15 protein-coding genes are annotated in these 15,134 nt (G+C 72.1%); 9 read left to right on the top strand and 6 right to left on the bottom strand.

What is annotated here, in order from left to right:
• Window positions 1–66: 66 nt before the first annotated feature.
• The 3 genes from ACWDD7_RS00565 to ACWDD7_RS00555 all read right to left on the bottom strand — a co-directional run bounded on the left by ACWDD7_RS00565 (window position 67) and on the right by ACWDD7_RS00555 (window position 3,439).
• Window positions 67–1,260, bottom strand: a complete 1,194-nt coding sequence (locus ACWDD7_RS00565) for a pyridoxal phosphate-dependent aminotransferase (RefSeq protein WP_450455430.1) — start codon at window positions 1,258–1,260, stop codon at window positions 67–69.
• Between the two features lie 296 nt (window positions 1,261–1,556).
• Window positions 1,557–2,243, bottom strand: coding sequence for a response regulator (locus ACWDD7_RS00560; protein ID WP_450455428.1), 687 nt, complete (start codon window positions 2,241–2,243; stop codon window positions 1,557–1,559).
• The gene (locus ACWDD7_RS00555; RefSeq protein ID WP_450455426.1) at window positions 2,240–3,439 is read right to left on the bottom strand and encodes a sensor histidine kinase; all 1,200 of its coding nucleotides are present in this window, start codon (window positions 3,437–3,439) and stop codon (window positions 2,240–2,242) included. The genes ACWDD7_RS00560 and ACWDD7_RS00555 overlap by 4 nt, the downstream gene beginning before the upstream one ends.
• A 142-nt stretch (window positions 3,440–3,581) precedes the next feature.
• Here ACWDD7_RS00555 and ACWDD7_RS00550 point away from each other — a divergent pair, with 142 nt between their 5' ends.
• Window positions 3,582–4,328 (top strand): ABC transporter ATP-binding protein, encoded by a 747-nt coding sequence (locus tag ACWDD7_RS00550; protein ID WP_450455424.1) that lies wholly within the window; start codon window positions 3,582–3,584, stop codon window positions 4,326–4,328.
• A gap of 82 nt (window positions 4,329–4,410) precedes the next feature.
• A complete protein-coding gene (locus ACWDD7_RS00545) occupies window positions 4,411–6,819 on the top strand; it encodes an ABC transporter permease (RefSeq protein WP_450455422.1) in 2,409 nt (802 codons plus the stop codon).
• A 788-nt stretch (window positions 6,820–7,607) separates the two neighbouring features.
• Here ACWDD7_RS00545 and ACWDD7_RS00540 read toward each other — a convergent pair.
• Window positions 7,608–7,901: a hypothetical protein gene (locus tag ACWDD7_RS00540; RefSeq protein WP_450455420.1), complete on the bottom strand. Its 294-nt coding sequence runs from the start codon at window positions 7,899–7,901 to the stop codon at window positions 7,608–7,610.
• 172 nt (window positions 7,902–8,073) lie between these two features.
• Between ACWDD7_RS00540 and ACWDD7_RS00535 the strand changes: the two genes are divergently transcribed.
• On the top strand, window positions 8,074–8,298 hold the full coding sequence (locus tag ACWDD7_RS00535; protein ID WP_351868987.1) for a hypothetical protein: 225 nt from the start codon (window positions 8,074–8,076) through the stop codon (window positions 8,296–8,298).
• A gap of 61 nt (window positions 8,299–8,359) precedes the next feature.
• Window positions 8,360–8,494, top strand: a complete 135-nt coding sequence (locus ACWDD7_RS00530; RefSeq protein WP_450455417.1) for a hypothetical protein — start codon at window positions 8,360–8,362, stop codon at window positions 8,492–8,494.
• Between the two features lie 640 nt (window positions 8,495–9,134).
• Here the strand turns inward: ACWDD7_RS00530 and ACWDD7_RS00525 are convergent.
• Window positions 9,135–9,500, bottom strand: a complete 366-nt coding sequence (locus tag ACWDD7_RS00525; protein WP_351868990.1) for a hypothetical protein — start codon at window positions 9,498–9,500, stop codon at window positions 9,135–9,137.
• A gap of 1 nt (window position 9,501) precedes the next feature.
• Window positions 9,502–9,987, bottom strand: a complete 486-nt coding sequence (locus tag ACWDD7_RS00520; protein WP_351868993.1) for a TetR/AcrR family transcriptional regulator — start codon at window positions 9,985–9,987, stop codon at window positions 9,502–9,504.
• A gap of 387 nt (window positions 9,988–10,374) precedes the next feature.
• Here ACWDD7_RS00520 and ACWDD7_RS00515 point away from each other — a divergent pair, with 387 nt between their 5' ends.
• From ACWDD7_RS00515 to pyrE, 5 genes are all read left to right on the top strand, one after another.
• Window positions 10,375–10,917, top strand: a complete 543-nt coding sequence (locus ACWDD7_RS00515; protein ID WP_450455415.1) for a DUF2617 family protein — start codon at window positions 10,375–10,377, stop codon at window positions 10,915–10,917.
• 193 nt (window positions 10,918–11,110) lie between these two features.
• On the top strand, window positions 11,111–12,748 hold the full coding sequence (locus tag ACWDD7_RS00510; protein WP_450455413.1) for a polyamine aminopropyltransferase: 1,638 nt from the start codon (window positions 11,111–11,113) through the stop codon (window positions 12,746–12,748).
• 70 nt (window positions 12,749–12,818) lie between these two features.
• On the top strand, window positions 12,819–13,607 hold the full coding sequence (locus tag ACWDD7_RS00505; RefSeq protein WP_450455411.1) for an SRPBCC domain-containing protein: 789 nt from the start codon (window positions 12,819–12,821) through the stop codon (window positions 13,605–13,607).
• 124 nt (window positions 13,608–13,731) lie between these two features.
• Complete coding sequence (locus tag ACWDD7_RS00500) at window positions 13,732–14,520, top strand: aldose epimerase family protein (protein ID WP_351869005.1); 789 nt, start codon at window positions 13,732–13,734, stop codon at window positions 14,518–14,520.
• 10 nt (window positions 14,521–14,530) lie between these two features.
• Entirely contained in the window at window positions 14,531–15,079 is a 549-nt protein-coding gene (pyrE, locus tag ACWDD7_RS00495) for an orotate phosphoribosyltransferase (RefSeq protein WP_450455409.1), read from the top strand.
• The last annotated feature ends 55 nt before the right edge of the window (window positions 15,080–15,134 follow it).

The raw sequence follows: 15,134 nt of genomic DNA, 5'->3' as shown, positions 1-15,134 counted from the left end.
AGGTGGCGGGCCGACCGGAGTCGGAGGACGGCCGCGCCAAGGACGACTGGCCCCGTTGAGCGGCGGTCAGTGCGCGAACGCCTTGCGGAGCCGTTCCGCCGCGTCCGCCAGTACCTCGGTGCGTTTGCAGAACGCGAACCTGACGTAGGAGGCGCCCGCCTCTTGATGGTCGTAGAAGACCGCGTTCGGGATGGCGACGACCCCGGCCCGTTCCGGCAGGGCGCGACAGAAGGTGAAGCCGTCGCTTTCGCCGAGGGGGCGGATGTCGGTGGTGATGAAATACGTGCCGCTCGGGCGGAAGACCCTGAAGCCTGCCTGCTCCAGGCCGCCCGCGAGCAGGTCCCGCTTGGCCCGCATGTCCGCACGGAACTCGTCGAAGTACGCGTCGGGCAAGCGCAGGGCATCGGCCACGGCGTACTGGAAGGGCCCGGAGGCGACGTACGTCAGGAACTGCTTGGCCGAGCGGACGGCGGCGACGAGATCGGGGGCGCCGGTAACCCAGCCGACCTTCCAGCCCGTGAAGGAGTACGTCTTGCCGGCCGAGCCGATGGTCACCGTGCGCTCGCGCATCCCCGGGAAGGTGGCGAGCGGCAGGTGCTCGGCGTCGTCGAACACCAGGTGCTCGTACACCTCGTCCGTCACCACCAGCAGGTCCCGCTCCACCGCGAGGTCGGCGATCGCGGCCAGTTCGGCGCGGGTGAGGACCGTGCCGGTCGGGTTGTGCGGGGTGTTGACCAGCAGGAGGCGGGTCCGGTCGGTGACGGCGGCGCGCAGCTCGTCCAGGTCGAGGCGGAAACTGCCCTCGTGCGGGCGCAGGGTGACCGGCACCCGGCGGCCGCCCGCCAGCGCGATGCTCGCCGCGTAGGAGTCGTAGTACGGCTCCAGGGCCACCACCTCGTCGCCCGGCTCCAGCAGTGCCAGCAGCGCGGCCGCGATGGCTTCGGTGGCGCCCGCCGTCACCAGCACCTCGGTGTCGGGGTCGTACGACAGCCCGTACCGGCGTTCCTGGTGCGCGGCGATCGCGGTGCGCAGCTCGGGGACGCCGGGGCCCGGCGGGTACTGGTTGCCGCGTCCGTCGCGCAGCGCCCGCACGGCCGCCTCCCTGACCTCCTCGGGACCGTCGGTGTCGGGGAAGCCCTGGCCCAGGTTGATCGACCCGGTGGCGACGGCGAGGGCGGACATCTCCGCGAAGATCGTCGTACCGAACTCGGCGAGCCTGCGGTTGAGGAGGGGGCGCGCGGTGGAGGTCATGGCGGCCATCCTGCGCCCAAGCTCTGGAGTTCCTCAACTAGCCTTCGAGGTCGGGCGCCTGCACGGGCGCCCGACGCGCCGCGTCCGAGCTGGAGGAGAGCTGTCCTCGGCTGTCGTCGTCTGTCGTGCTTGGTTGCCTTCGGACGGCCCACAGACGGCCCGGCCTAAGTGTGCTGTCTCAGCATGTTGGTTATGCCGAACCACTTCCGTGCGGGGGCAAACTCGCCGACGGCCGGTTCACGATCGAAGCGGGCTACGACGCGCTCGGCCTGCTGCCCGAGGTGACCTCCGCGGAGCATCCTGCCCTACCGTCTACGCGGCACGAGCCCGGTGTCGAAGGCGATGATCGCCAGGTGGACGCGGTCTCGCGCCTCGAGCTTGGCGAACAGACGCGCGACATGGGTCTTCGCCGTCGCCGCGCTGATCACCAGCCGCTCGGCTATCTCAGTGTTCGACAGTCCCTGTCCGACCAGTGCCAGCACCTCGCGCTCCCGGTCGGTGATCCCCGCGATGGGACTCGGGTCCGCGGCGGGCTCGGTGTCCGGTTCGGGGGCCGCGGGGGTGGCGGGGGTTCCGGCGAAGTCGGCGATCAGCCGTCGGGTGACGCTCGGCGCGAGCAACGCGTCGCCGGCCGCCACCACGCGGATCGCGTCCAGGATCGCGTTCAGGGCCATGCTCTTGAGCAGGAATCCGCTGGCGCCGGCGCGCAGTGCGCCGTAGACGTACTCGTCGTCGTCGAAGGTCGTCAGCACCAGCACCTTGGGCGGGTCCGGCTCGGCGGTCGCCTGCCGGGTAGCCTCGATCCCGTCCATGCCCGGCATCCGGATGTCCATCACCACGACGTCCGGCCGCAGTTCACGCACCAGGCGTACCGCCTCACGGCCGTCGCCGGCCTCGCCGACCACCTCCAGGTCGTTGGTGTCGCCGATCAGGATCCGGAGCCCGACCAGCATCAGGGGTTGGTCGTCGGCCAGCAGCACCCGCACGCTCATGCCGGGAGGCTCGCCGTCACCCGGAATCCGCCCTCCGGACGCCGGCCCGCGCTGAACTGGCCGGACAGCAACGTCACTCGCTCGCGCATGCCGAGCAGGCCGAAGCCGCTCCCGCCGGCCGCGGAGTGACTCGGACGGCCCGGCCCGCCGAGACCGTCGTCCCCGTCGTCCACCACCTCGATCGTCACCCCTTCCGGCTCGTAACCGACCGCGACCCGGCACATTCGCGCCCCGGAATGCCGCACCACGTTGGTCACCGACTCCTGGATGATCCGGAATGCCGACAGTTCGATCTCCGGCGGCAGTGGACGCCGCTCGCCCTGCCAGGTCACCTGGACCCGCACCCCGGCGTCGGCCGTGCGTTCGGCGAGCTGCGGGATGTCGGCCAGGCTGCCGGCCGGCGCCAGCGGAGCGGCCCCCGGCGTGGAGTCGTCCGGCTCGGCGCGGCGGAGCGCCCCCAGCATGCGCTGCAGGTCGAGCAGCGTCTGGCGGCTGGTGGACTCGATGCCGGTCAGCGCCTGCCGCGTCTGCTCGGGCTTGGTCTCCACGACCCGCGCCGCCGCTCCCGACAGCACCGTGATGATCCCGATGCTGTGCGCGACGCTGTCGTGCAGTTCACGGGCGATCCGCAGCCGCTCGGCCATGACGGCGCGGGCCGCCCTCTGCTCGTGCAGGGCTTCGAGGTATTCACGGCGTTTGCGATACACGCCCCCGAAGACCCAGGCGACCGCGAACCACAACGCGATCCCCCCGGTCCACTGGGCCGCGTCGCCGACGGTCTCCCCGGGGTAGCCGTGGATGTCGTTGACGAACGCGGCCGCGACGCCCGCGACGGAGCCGACGGCGGCAGCCTTCGGCCGCCGGGCGGCGAGGTACCCGCCCAAGGCGACGAGCAGGACGAACACGATCACGGGCCGCGCGCCGAAGGCATCGCCGAGGACTGATTCGCCCAGGATCACCGCGAAGACGGTCGCCGGCAGACGGCGCACCAGCAGAACCGGAAGGGCGAGGGCGATGTACAGACCCAGCAGCTGGACGGGCTCAAGGTCGGGGAACCGGAACAGGCCGTCCTCAGGGGCCGGCATCGTCCAGGGGAGCAGCATCGCGTAGAAGCAGGCGGTGGCCGGCACCACGGCCCGTGACATCAGCCAGGTCACGCGCTTCGATGTCGAGAGACGCTGGAGAAGCTCTTCCATCCGGAGATCGTATTCAGCGGCGTCGGTTCCACGCGTCGCCCCGGGGATGTACGCGGGGTACACCGCCGGGCCGACGGCCTGGGGAGAGGTGACATCCGCCGGCCGACGCGATGGATCCTGGTCCGTTCCTAGGTTCATGGCCATGACGAATCCGCCGATGATCGCTCTCCAGGACGCGATAAAGAAGTACGACGACGGGCCGCCCGCGCTGGCCGGTGTGACCTTGTCCGTGGCGTCCGGTGATTGCGTGGTGATCGTCGGCCATTCCGGCAGCGGGAAGTCCACGCTGCTGAATCTGATCGCCGGTCTGGACAAGCCTTCCAGTGGCACCGTGACCGTCAACGGCACCCGCGTCGATCAGCTGGGTGAGGCCGGTTCGGCGAAGTACCGCCGGGCCTCGATCGGCATGATCTTCCAGTTCTTCAATCTGCTCGACGACCTGACCGTGTTGGACAACGTCATGGTTCCGGCGCAGCTGGCCGGGATGGGCAAGGGTGAGGCGAAGCGGCGGGCCATCGAGCTGCTCGGCTCGCTGGGCATCGACCGGCATGCCAAGGCCTACCCACAGCGGCTGTCCGGCGGGCAACGGCAGCGGGTGGCGGTGGCCAGGGCTCTGATGAACAAGCCGGCGCTGCTGCTGGCCGACGAGCCCACCGGCGCGCTGGACTCGAGCTCGGCCGAGGATGTGCGCCGGCTGCTGCTGGACCTGAACAGCGAGGGCCAGACCATCTTGTTGGTGACCCACGATGTGCAGTTGGCCGCGAGCACCGCGCGCCGCACGATCGAGTTGGTGGACGGCGGGGTCGAGCGGGACGTCGTCAACGACGGCAGCGGTGCCGGCCTGGCCGCCCGCACGCCGCTGACCCGTCCGGCGGGAGCGGTCGGATGACACTGCGCAAGCCGCCGATGCCCCGGCGCCTTTTCGAGGCCGGATTCCGGCCTGTGGCCCGCCTGTTGCCGGCGGTGAGCCGGTGAGCGCGCTCGGCAAGGTCGTACGCTCCGGCGTGGGCCGGCGTCGGATCCAGTCCATCGTCATGGCCCTGACGACGTTCGCCGCGGTGACGTCCTCAGTACTCTCCCTCGGCCTGCTGGCCGTCGTGCAGGCCCCGTTCGACCACGCCTTCAGTGCTCGGAACGGGGCGCACCTGGCGGTCCAGTTCGACGGCTCGAAGGCCACGGCCGCGCAGGCCGCTGCCACCGCGCACGCCGCCGGCGTCACCGAGGCGGCCGGACCGTACCCGATCGCCACCGCCCTGGACACGACCGTCGGCACGGACTGCCCCAAGAAGGATTTCGCCGGTCACGACAACGGTCCGATCACCGTAACCACCCGGCCCGGCCTGGGCAGCACCTCCGGGATGGACCAACTCGTGCTGACCCAGGGGCGCTGGCCGGCCGGCCCGGGCGAGATCGCCCTGCCGTGGCAGCACTATGCCACCGTCTGCTTCGGCGATTCGGTGGTGTTCTCCTCCCTGCCGGGCAAGCCGTCGTTCAAGGTCGTCGGCTTCGGCGGCTCGGTGACCGACAGCGCGACCGCCTTCGCCACCGCCGACGGTTTCGCGCGGCTCACCGCCGCCGGTGCCAAGTCCGACGTGCAGATGCTCTACCGGTTCGCCAAGGCCGGGACCGACGCCGACATCACCACCGACAAGCACGCGCTGGCCGCCGCTGCGCCGGCCGGCTCGGTCGAGGGCGCACAGTCGTACCTGACCGCGGAGCAGCAGGCGACCGGCAACGCCAAGTCCTTCGTGCCGTTCCTGACCGGCTTCGGGATCCTCGGGCTGTTCATGTCGGTGCTGATCATCGCGATCGTGGTCAGCGGGGCTGTGGCCTCGGGAATCCGGCGCATCGGGATTCTGAAGTCGTTGGGCTTCACCCCTTCGCAGGTGGCCCGCGCCTACATCGCGCAGGCCATGATCCCGGCGACACTCGGCGTGGTGCTCGGCACGGTTTCCGGCAATCTCCTGGCTGTGCCGATCCTGGACGAGGCCACCAAGCAGCTCGGCGCGGCCAGTACCACGATTCCGTTGTGGGTCAGCGCCGTGGTGCCGCTGGGCACCCTGCTGATCGTCGGCATCACGGCTTTGATCCCGGCACTGCGGGCCGGCCGGATGCCGACGGTGCAGGCTCTGGTGGCCGGCCGCGCCCCCAGGGCCGGGGGCGGTCGGACGGCGCAGCGTCTTGCCTCGCGGCTGCCGCTGCCCCGGGCCATGTCGTTGGGTCTGGCCCAGCCCTTCGCCCGGCCGGCCCGGGCCGTACTGGTCGGTGCGGCGGTGCTGTTCGGCGTGGTGAGCGTCACGTTCGCGGTGGGGCTGGGGACCGGGTTCAACAAGTACCTGGACACCAGTACCTCAGGCTTCAACGCCGCGTCGGAGTCTGTGATACCCACAGCCGACGTAGGCGTGCCCTGGGGTCGCTACGGCCCCAACGACCCGCGCAGGCCGCACCTGGACGCCGCCGAGGTGGCCGCCGCGCTCGCCCGTACCCCGGGCACGAAGGCCGCGTTCGGCTGGGGCGAGAGCGGCGCGACCATCGTCGGCGCCCCGCCCGGCGGCGAACCGCCGAGGGTGTTCACGGTCACCGGCGACTTCTCCTGGACGAACCTGGAGCTGCTGTCCGGCCGCTGGTTCTCAGCGCCCGGCGAGGCCGTGGTCGGCGACAAGCTGGCCTCGACGGTGGGGATCCACGTCGGTGACAACGTCACCGTGGTGCAGCAGAACAAGCAACTGCCGCTGAAGGTCGTCGGCATCAACTTCGACACCAACGTGGGCGACTACACGGTCATGACGGATGCGGCCACCTTCACCGCCGCCGGTCTGGCCCCGCACATCGAGCAGTTCAACGTCGAGCTGGCCGGCAACGTCAGCGGATCGGACTGGTCCACCTCAGCCGCCGCCGCGCTGACCCCGCTGAACGCCTCGGTCCAGCCGAGCTCGGGCGAGGGCAAGAACATCGTGGTGATCACCATGGGCACCCTGGTGGCCACGCTCGCGCTGATGATTATGGGGGTCGCCGCGCTCGGGGTGCTGAGCATGGTGGTGCAGGACACCCGGGAGCGGGTTCATGATCTGGGGATCTTCAAGGCCCTCGGGATGACGCCCAAGCAGACCATTGCGATGGTGCTGACCTCGGTGTCCCTCACCGGCCTGATCGCCGGGCTCATCGGGGTCCCGCTCGGGGTCGCGGTGGAGAAGGCGACGCTGACCCCGATGGGGAACGCGATCGGCCGGCACCTGCCGCCGAGCGTGTCCCACGTCTACACCGCCGGGCTGCTCATCCCCCTGCTGGCCGGCGGGATCGTGATCGCCCTGCTCGGCGCACTGCCGCCGGCCGGCTGGGCGGCACGGACCCGGACCGCCACCGCGCTGCGGACCGAGTAGGACCGAGCAGAGGCGCCGGTCGGGACGGTGCGTGGGTCGCCGAGATCGCGGGCGACGTGCTGAAGGGCTGGCCGCCGGGCATGCGGCTGATCGTCCGCAAGGAACGCCGCACCCTGGTGCTCAGTCGCGGATCACCTGGAGAGTTGAGGGAAGACAGCGTCCGCAGCGTCCGGTCACTTCGAGTTACTAAGAGCGCTTTTCCGCAGGTCAAAGCAGCTCTTAGGGGAGGAAGGGTTGCGGACGCTGTGGACGCTGGCCGCTCCGGAAATGAAAGAGGCCACCCCGCGCAGGCGCCGCCGGGGTGTCCTCTTCGTTCCTCGCGCAGTGCCGGGTGAAGGGGGCTGGCGCGGGCGGCCACGACGGTGCAGCCGCGAAAGGTGAACAGACCACGCGGGAATTCACGAAGCCGGTGCGAGCTGATCGGCATCAAGGCCAGAGTCTGTTCGGTCGAGTCCTGATGACATCAGCGGACGGCGTGTACGGCGGCGTCCTGTTCGCGGGTGGGGAAGGCGGCAATCCAGCGGGCGGGGGGACCGCAGACCCCCGATGACGGACGCCGGCCCGGTGGCGACGACGGCCCCGTGCACAGGCTTTGAGGTCTGTGCTCATCCTTGTCAGGTCGATCACGGTGCCATCCGGACCCCGCATTTCGCTGGGCGAGCGGCTCGGCGCAGGCCGCTGGAGTACACCGGAATCCGACCGTGTTCGCGGCTGTTGGTGTCAGCCGCTGGTGTCAGACATCAGTGGCCTACTTGACGGTCGTCCTGGCCGGGGAGTGAGGGCGCTGCTCAATTTCCATCGCCGGTATGCCGAGCCTTGGCGAACACTCCAGTCCGGATCTGAAGCACCGCGCCGAGCACGACGAGCCCCAGGGCAATGGTGGAGACGACCATCCCCGCTCCGGAAGGCAAGTCGAGGAGTTTGGCTCCGCCGTCCAGGACGAAGGCACTCCCCATCGCCATCCGACCCCAACCAGCCCTGGGCGACCGCACGGACGCCGCGATTGCCCGGCTGCCGGTCAAGGTCAACACGCCCAGGACTACGACGAAGCAGCCAGAGCCCAACATGATCCACGCGGACATGACACCCCCCTGAACGAAGACTACTGCACGAGGCCGCACCGGCCTCTTTCGCGTGGGTACCCTCAGACCCTCGGAGTTCCTCAACTCTCGCCGGGCGTGGCGGGCGCGGTGTCGTGGCCGCGGGAAGCGGCCCTGGTGAGCGACGTCCGCGGCTGCTCCCTACACTTCCACGATGAACAACATACGGTGCACCCAATGCGGGGCGACGGGGCTGGAGCCGGGCTTCGTCGAGGACTCCGGGCAAGGCGCTCGCGGGTTCGCGCGGTGGATCGCGGGCCCCCTGAGGCGAGGCCCGCTCGGCGGTGCCAGGAGGATGGGCCGACCGCACTGGCAGATCGACGCCTATCGATGCCCCACCTGCGCGCACCTGGAACTGTTCGCCGCCCAGCGGGACTAGGGACTGTCCGGCGGACCACGCCGCAGACGCGGGGGAGAACATCGAGGCCGTCAGCAAGTACATGGGGCATGCCGACCCGGCGTCGACGCTGCGGGTGTACGCCCACCCGATGCCCGACAGCCGGGAGCGGGCCCGACGGGCCATCGACACGCTGTTCCAGCACCCCAGGAAGATCACGGCCTCCACGGCCCAGTGAGTCCCCGACTGCCTTCGATCTGCGAATATGTGCAGGTCAGGGGTTTTTTTACGTAGGTACCCTCAGAAGTTCCTCAACTCCGCTTTGACGGCTGCCGCGGGCGGGCATCCCCGGAGCACCGCGCACGGCGCGGGAAGGGACGAGGCGCCCGACGGGGGGTCGCTTCGGGCAACCGGAAAAGGGTGGCGCCATGGATCCGTTCATCATCTGGCTCGGCGGTGTGTTCGTCGTGTTCATGCTCCTCGCGCTGGTGTCCGACAGGCGTGGCAGGCGGGGCCGGGGCAAGGGCCGGGGCATGGGCAGGGGGATGGGCAGGGGGATGGGCAGAGGCAGGATCGGGAGCGGGGGAGCGGCCGGCAGCGCCGACAGCAGCTGGTGGGCCGGGGACTCCGGCTCGTCGTCGGGCGGGCACCACGGGAGCCACGGGAGTCACCACGGCGGGCACTCCTCCTGCGGTGGCGGGGGGCACTCGGGGCACTCGTGCGGCGGGCACTCCTCGTGCGGCGGGGGGTCGTCGTGCGGGGGCGGTGGGGGGTGCGGGAGCAGCTGAGACGGACGAGCCCGATGCCGCCGGTGGCCCTGGGCGGTCGAGGAGCGCCTGAGGGTGTCGACGGCGGTCGGCAGGCGCGGTGGACCACGCTCAGCCGCGGGCGATGGACCGCTCGATGAGGGCCACCGTGGCGCGGGGATCGTCGACCTCGATGACGAGGCGGTCGTAGCTTTCGCCGTCGGCGAGTTCGATGACGACCGCCTTGTCCGGGTTCTTCACGTCCCAGAAGAGGCGGTCGCCGTCGTGGCGGAAGCGGCCGGCGGTGATCACACCGGGGAAGTAGGTGCCGACGACGCGGATGCCCTTCGGTTCGCGGGCGATGCCGGGGTCGTGGGTGGCGCCGCGCACGTGGGCGAGGGGGATCTCCAGGCGGCTCTTGAGCGCCCAGAGCTTGTCGAGGCCCTGGAACTCGGCGGTCAGCAGGCCGCGTTCGCGGTCGATGGAGATCAGGGCCATGTCAGTGCTCCTTGGGGGCGGCCGGCTGGGCGCGCAGGCGCAGGCGGGTACCGAGGACGGTGGAGGCGAGTTGGGGGGCGGCGTCACCGTGGGAGGGGCGCAGGGCGTCCTCCAGCGCGGTGACGCCTTCCGCGACCAGCGCGGCGACCTCCGGGTCGTGGGGGGCGCGTTCGGCGGCGGCGAGGAGGAGGAGTCCGGCGGCCGGGCCGTTGTCGTACGAGGCGATGGCCGCCGTCAGTGCCTGCGCGGGGTCGGTGAGGGTGGCGATGGCGGCGCTGGTCGGGTGGATCTCGTGGTCGAGGTGGTTGCGCAGCGCGGTCAGGTGCAGGCCCCGTTTGGAGCCGAAGACCTTGTAGAGGCTGCCGCGGTGGACGCCGGTGGCCGTGACCAGGTCGTCCACCGAGGTGCCCTCGTAGCCGCGGGCGGCGAAGAGGGCGGCGGCGGCACTGACGGCCTGGTCCGTGTCGAAGGCGCGTGGTCGTCCCATGCCCGGAACCGTAGGCGATTAAAGAACGGTCGGTCAAGAACGAACGTTCCTCTACGCCCGTGCAGGGGAGGCCGCCGAGGCCCCTGGGCAAGGGGGGAGTGCCGAGGCGCACGGGCCCGCGGAGGCCGCCGGGGCGCGGGGTGCGGGTCTCCGTGCCCGCGCCCGGCGTGCGCCGTGGTGGAACAGTTGAACTGTGAGCCCCCCGAGGGATGGAAAGCCCCCGAAGTTGGGTAAAAACGCTGTGGCGGCCCCTCTGTTCATGATTCCCTCTAAAACGCCAATGCAGCCAACGCAGCCCCCAGGACGTCTCGCAGACGCCTCGTACCGGCCGGGCCGGCCGGGCTGACACGGCCTCTCCCCTCATTTGCGTGTTAGCGGAGCCGATCCATGCTCACGACCCTGAACACCAGTTACACCGATACGCGCGCTGCCGACCTCGCCTGGGCCCTCGGGCGCGAGCCGCTTCCCGCCCTGGCCACCCTCGACCTCGAACTGACCGGTGCGAAGCTCCAGTTGAGACTGCTCGGCGCCTCCCACCAGGTCCTCCTGGAGGAGGAGCGCGGCCTGTGCTCCGAGACGGTGGCCTGCATCCCCGGCTCCAGCACCCCGCTGCCGCTCGGCGTCGCCAAGCGCGTCGGCGCGTGGGAGTACGAGTTCGCGGCGCGCGTCGAGATGCTCACTCCCGGCTCCTTCGCGGGCCGCGCCCAGGAATTGCTCGCCCTCGTCTCCGAGCACCCGCACGGGCTCGCCGGCGTCTTCCCGGGCAGCCCGCACGCGTTCACCGCGATGCTGGCCCAGCGGCACGACGACCATGTGCACTGGCGCACGTGGCACGCCTACCCGCAGGACGGCCAACTCGTCGCCACCCGCACCCGGGTGGGCGCGCGGGCACGGAAACGGCAGCGCGGCCAGGACGCCGAGGCGGCCTGAGCCCGCGGAGTTCGCGCGGCGGGACGCGGCGGCGCCCGTGCGGCGGGACGCGGCGGCGCCCGTGCGGTGCGAACCGGCGGACGCCCGGCCGGACCGACCTCTCACGCGGCATAAACCTGGATGGGGTCGACTGCCCCCAGATCCACACCTGTGGGTGACAAAGCGCGCCCGTCGTGTGACGTAACGTCGCAGAGTGATCGAATCGCAGGCCCCCGCGCCACCGGGCGCCCCGCCCTCCCGGACCGGCCCCGGGTGCCTCCCCGTCCGGCCCGGCACCGGGCGGTTCCTGGTCCTCGGGTGCGTCTTCGTCTGCGCGGCCTGTGGACTCGTGTACGAGCTCGAACTCGTCGCGTTCGCCTCGTACTTGATCGGCGACTCGGTCACCCAGGCCTCCGTCGTGCTGTCCGTGATGGTGTTCGCGATGGGCATCGGCTCGCTCGGCGCCAAACGGCTGCGCCGGCACACGGCCGTCGGCTTCGGCGCCGTCGAGACGCTCCTCGCGCTCGTCGGCGGGTGCAGCGCGATGGCCCTGTACGCCGTGTTCGCCTGGACCGGCGGCTGGGGCGGGCTGTGGGCCGAGGGCCCGCGCTGCCTCCTGGTCGCCTTCTCCCTCGCCATCGGCCTGCTCATCGGCGCCGAGGTCCCGCTCCTGATGGAGCTGATCCAGCGCATCCGCAGACAGGACGCGCCCGCCGCCGTGGCCGACCTGTTCGCCGCGGACTACGTCGGCGCCCTCGTCGGCGGCCTCGCCTTCCCCTTCGTGCTCCTGCCGTTCTTCGGCCAGTCGACCGGCGCGCTGCTCACCGGCATGGTCAACGTCGTGGCGGGCGGCGCCCTCGTCCTCGGCCTCTTCCGGCGCGACCTGACCCGCCGCGCCCGCTGGACCCTGCTCCTCGTCGGCGCCCTCGTCCTCGGCATCCTCGCCTCGGCCGCCGCCCTGTCCGCCGACTTCGAACGCGCCGCGCGCCGGGCGGTGTACGGCGCGGACGTCCGGGTCGCCGTGCAGACGGGGACGCAGGAGGTCGTCCTCGCGGGCGGCACCGACGGCCGCCCCCTCGACCTCTACCTCGACGGCCGGCTCCGCGTCGGCGGCCGGGACGCCCGCCGCTACCACGAGGCCCTGGTGCACCCCGCCCTCACCGGAGCGCACTCCCGCGTCCTGATCCTCGGCGGCGGCGACGGCCTCGCCGCCCGCGAAGTGCTGCGCCACCCCGGGGTGCGCCGCGTCGACGTCGTCGAACTCGACCCGGAACTCGCCCGGTTGGCCCGCCGCGACCCCGGCCTGGCCGCCGCCAACGGCCATGCCTACGCCGACCCCCGCGTCCACCTCACCGTCGCCGACGCCCTGGGCTGGCTGCGCACCGCGCCCGCGGCCTCGTACGACGTCGTGATCGCGGACCTCCCCGATCCCGGCATCACCGCCAGCACCAAGCTGTACTCCGAGGAGTTCTACGGCCTCACCCGCCGCGCACTCGCCCCCGGCGGCCGGCTCGTCGTGCACGCGGGCCCCCTCACCACCCGCCCCCGCGTCTTCTGGACGGTCGCCGCGACCCTGCGCGCCGCCCGGTTCACCGCCACTCCCTACCGCGTCCTCGGCCGGGAGCCCGGCTTCCCGGCGGGCCCCGACCGCTCGGTCGGCGCGCCGGAGGCCCCGCAGGACTGGGGCTTCCTGCTGGCCGCCCCGGGCCGCACCGCCCCGCCCCTGCTCCTCGACCCCTCGACCCCCGCAGGCACGCTCACCCCGGCCGCGCTCGCGGCGGACCGGCGGGCGGCCGAGCGGACCCGGATCGGGGGGCTGCCCGCCTCCACCCTGATCCATCCGCGGTACTGACCGGCCGCCCGCGCATGTGCCGGCTCCGGGGAGGGTACGACCCGGCCGCTCCTGGGTAGGCTCAGCCGACATGGAGCACCAGGTCTTCGTCCCGGTCCCGACCGACCGTCTCGCCACGGCACTCGCCGACCCCGCGCGCGTCGCCCGTGCCGTCCCCGGGCTCCAGCAGGACGCCGGCGCCCCGCCCGTGGCCGGCCGCCTCAAGCTGCGCGTCGGCGGACACTCCGTCACCTACCGGGGGACGGCGCGGGTGCGCGCCCACGAGGACGGCACGTACACCGTCGAGGGCGACGCCACCGAGGCCCGCGGCACCGGCACGGTCAAGCTCGCCCTCACCCTGCGCCTCGCCGGCACCGAGGGCGGTACGGCGGTGACGGTCGAGGGCACGGCCGACGCGTCCGGCCGGATCGCGGAGCTTCCCGCGGAGGCGGTGTCCTCGGCGGCGGCACGACTGCTGACCCGGTTCCTTGAGGGGCTGGGGGAGGGCGCGCAGGAGCGGGAAGAGGAGCCGGAGGCCGGGCACCCGTCCGTCTTCGACGCCGAGATCCCGCCATCCTCGCTGGACCCCGGCGCGGACGACGAGGACGGCGAGGAGGACGCGGCCGAGGACGCGGAGGGCCCCGCGGACGACTTCGCCGACACCGGCGTACCCCCGGCGGAGGCCGCGCACGCCCGGCGCACGATGATCGGCCGCAGCGCGGAGGAGGTCGACCACGCCCCGCCGCGCGGTCGCTATGCCCCGGTACCGGCCCCCCAGACCGTTTCGGCGAACCAGGCACTGAAGTGGGCGGCGCCGGCGGCGGCGTTGGCGGTGGCGTCGGCGATCGTGGTGGGACGGGCACTGCGCAGACGCCGTTGAGCGGCGGGGTGCCTCGGGAGGGCGCGGGGGCGGTGTCGGTCCGCGGCTCAGCCGCGTGGGCGCGACAGGTCATCCACGGCCCGAAGCGGCGCTCGGGGCTCGCACACCCCAGTACTGTCGTCCCGTGAGTGACGAAGACATCACGCTGACCGCGGGCGACGCGGAGGTGATCGTGCGGCCCGGGAGCGGCGGCCGCGTCGGCGGCCTGCGGATCGGCGACACGCAACTGCTGCGGCAGGGCGACCGCTTCGGCTGTTTCCCCATGGTGCCCTGGGCCGGCCGCATCCGCGACGGCCGTTTCCTCGACGGCGGCATCGTCCGGCAGATGCCCCTCAACGCCCCGCCGCACGCCATCCACGGCACCGCCCGCGACGGCGCCTGGCGCACCGCCCGCGTCACGGAGCGCGAGGCGGTGATCACGCACGAGCTGACCGACCCCTGGCCGCACTCCGGGCGCGTCACACAGATCGTGGCGCTCGCCGAGGACAGCCTGACGCTGACGATGTCCGTGGAGACGTACGACGACTCGTTCCCGGCGCAGATCGGCTGGCACCCCTGGTTCTGCCGCACCCTCGACGGCGCGGACGTGACCCTGGACTTCGCGCCCGCCTGGCAGGAGGAGCGCGGCGCCGACCACCTGCCCACCGGCAACCGCGTCGATCCGGGGCCGGGCCCGTGGGACGACTGCTTCGGCATGCCCGGCGGGGTGGACGTCACGCTCACCTGGCCGCAGCGGCTGGAGCTGAAGGTGGCCAGCCGCGAGGAGTGGGTGGTGGTCTACGACGAGCAGGCCGAGGCCGTGTGCGTGGAGCCGCAGACCGGCCCGCCCAACGGCCTGAACACGCAGCCGCGCCTGGTCACGCCCCTGGAGCCGCTGGAGGCGACCACGATCTGGAGCTGGCGGCGCCTTTAAGCTGGGCCCCATGAGCGACGTACGCGCAGAGCTGCTTCAGCAGATCAAGGACAAGGCCGTGGTGCACGGCAAGGTGACCCTCTCCTCGGGCAAGGAAGCCGACTACTACATCGACCTCCGCCGGATCACGCTGGACGGCACGGCCGCGCCGCTGGTCGGTCAGGTCATGCTCGACCTGACCGCCGAACTGGACTTCGAGGCGGTCGGCGGCCTCACCCTGGGCGCCGACCCGGTCGCCACCGCGATGCTGCACGCCTCCGCCGCGCGCGGCAAGGTCCTGGACGCCTTCGTGGTGCGCAAGGCGGGCAAGGCGCACGGCCTCCAGCGCCGTATCGAGGGCGCCGAGGTCGAGGGCCGGCGCGTCCTGGCCGTCGAGGACACCTCCACCACCGGCGGCTCCGTGCTGACCGCGGTGGAGGCGCTGCGCGAGGCGGGCGCGGAGGTCGTCGCCGTCGCCACGATCGTGGACCGGGCCACCGGTGCCGCCGAGGCGATCGCCGAACAGGCGGACGTCCCGTACCTCTTCGCCTTCTCGAAGGATGAACTGGGTCTGGACTGACGCGCCCCTTTGACCTGGACTTGGAGGGGCGTCGTCCGTTACCCCCGGTCTGGAA

Source organism: Streptomyces sp. NPDC001056 (genome assembly GCF_053598955.1).
The sequence above is the reverse complement of the archived record's forward strand: the minus strand, read 5'-3'. Positions and strand labels throughout refer to the sequence as shown.

Bases quoted from the DNA above. Each gene is read 5' to 3' on its own strand.
- ACWDD7_RS00565 (WP_450455430.1), bottom strand. From the start codon at position 1,260: ATGGCCGCCATGACCTCCACCGCGCGCCCCCTCCTCAACCGCAGGCTC.
- ACWDD7_RS00560 (WP_450455428.1), bottom strand. From the start codon at position 2,243: ATGAGCGTGCGGGTGCTGCTGGCCGACGACCAACCCCTGATGCTGGTC.
- ACWDD7_RS00555 (WP_450455426.1), bottom strand. From the start codon at position 3,439: ATGGAAGAGCTTCTCCAGCGTCTCTCGACATCGAAGCGCGTGACCTGG.
- ACWDD7_RS00550 (WP_450455424.1), top strand. From the start codon at position 3,582: ATGACGAATCCGCCGATGATCGCTCTCCAGGACGCGATAAAGAAGTAC.
- ACWDD7_RS00540 (WP_450455420.1), bottom strand. From the start codon at position 7,901: ATGTCCGCGTGGATCATGTTGGGCTCTGGCTGCTTCGTCGTAGTCCTG.
- ACWDD7_RS00535 (WP_351868987.1), top strand. From the start codon at position 8,074: ATGAACAACATACGGTGCACCCAATGCGGGGCGACGGGGCTGGAGCCG.
- ACWDD7_RS00530 (WP_450455417.1), top strand. From the start codon at position 8,360: ATGGGGCATGCCGACCCGGCGTCGACGCTGCGGGTGTACGCCCACCCG.
- ACWDD7_RS00525 (WP_351868990.1), bottom strand. From the start codon at position 9,500: ATGGCCCTGATCTCCATCGACCGCGAACGCGGCCTGCTGACCGCCGAG.
- ACWDD7_RS00520 (WP_351868993.1), bottom strand. From the start codon at position 9,987: ATGGGACGACCACGCGCCTTCGACACGGACCAGGCCGTCAGTGCCGCC.
- ACWDD7_RS00515 (WP_450455415.1), top strand. From the start codon at position 10,375: ATGCTCACGACCCTGAACACCAGTTACACCGATACGCGCGCTGCCGAC.
- ACWDD7_RS00505 (WP_450455411.1), top strand. From the start codon at position 12,819: ATGGAGCACCAGGTCTTCGTCCCGGTCCCGACCGACCGTCTCGCCACG.
- pyrE (WP_450455409.1), top strand. From the start codon at position 14,531: ATGAGCGACGTACGCGCAGAGCTGCTTCAGCAGATCAAGGACAAGGCC.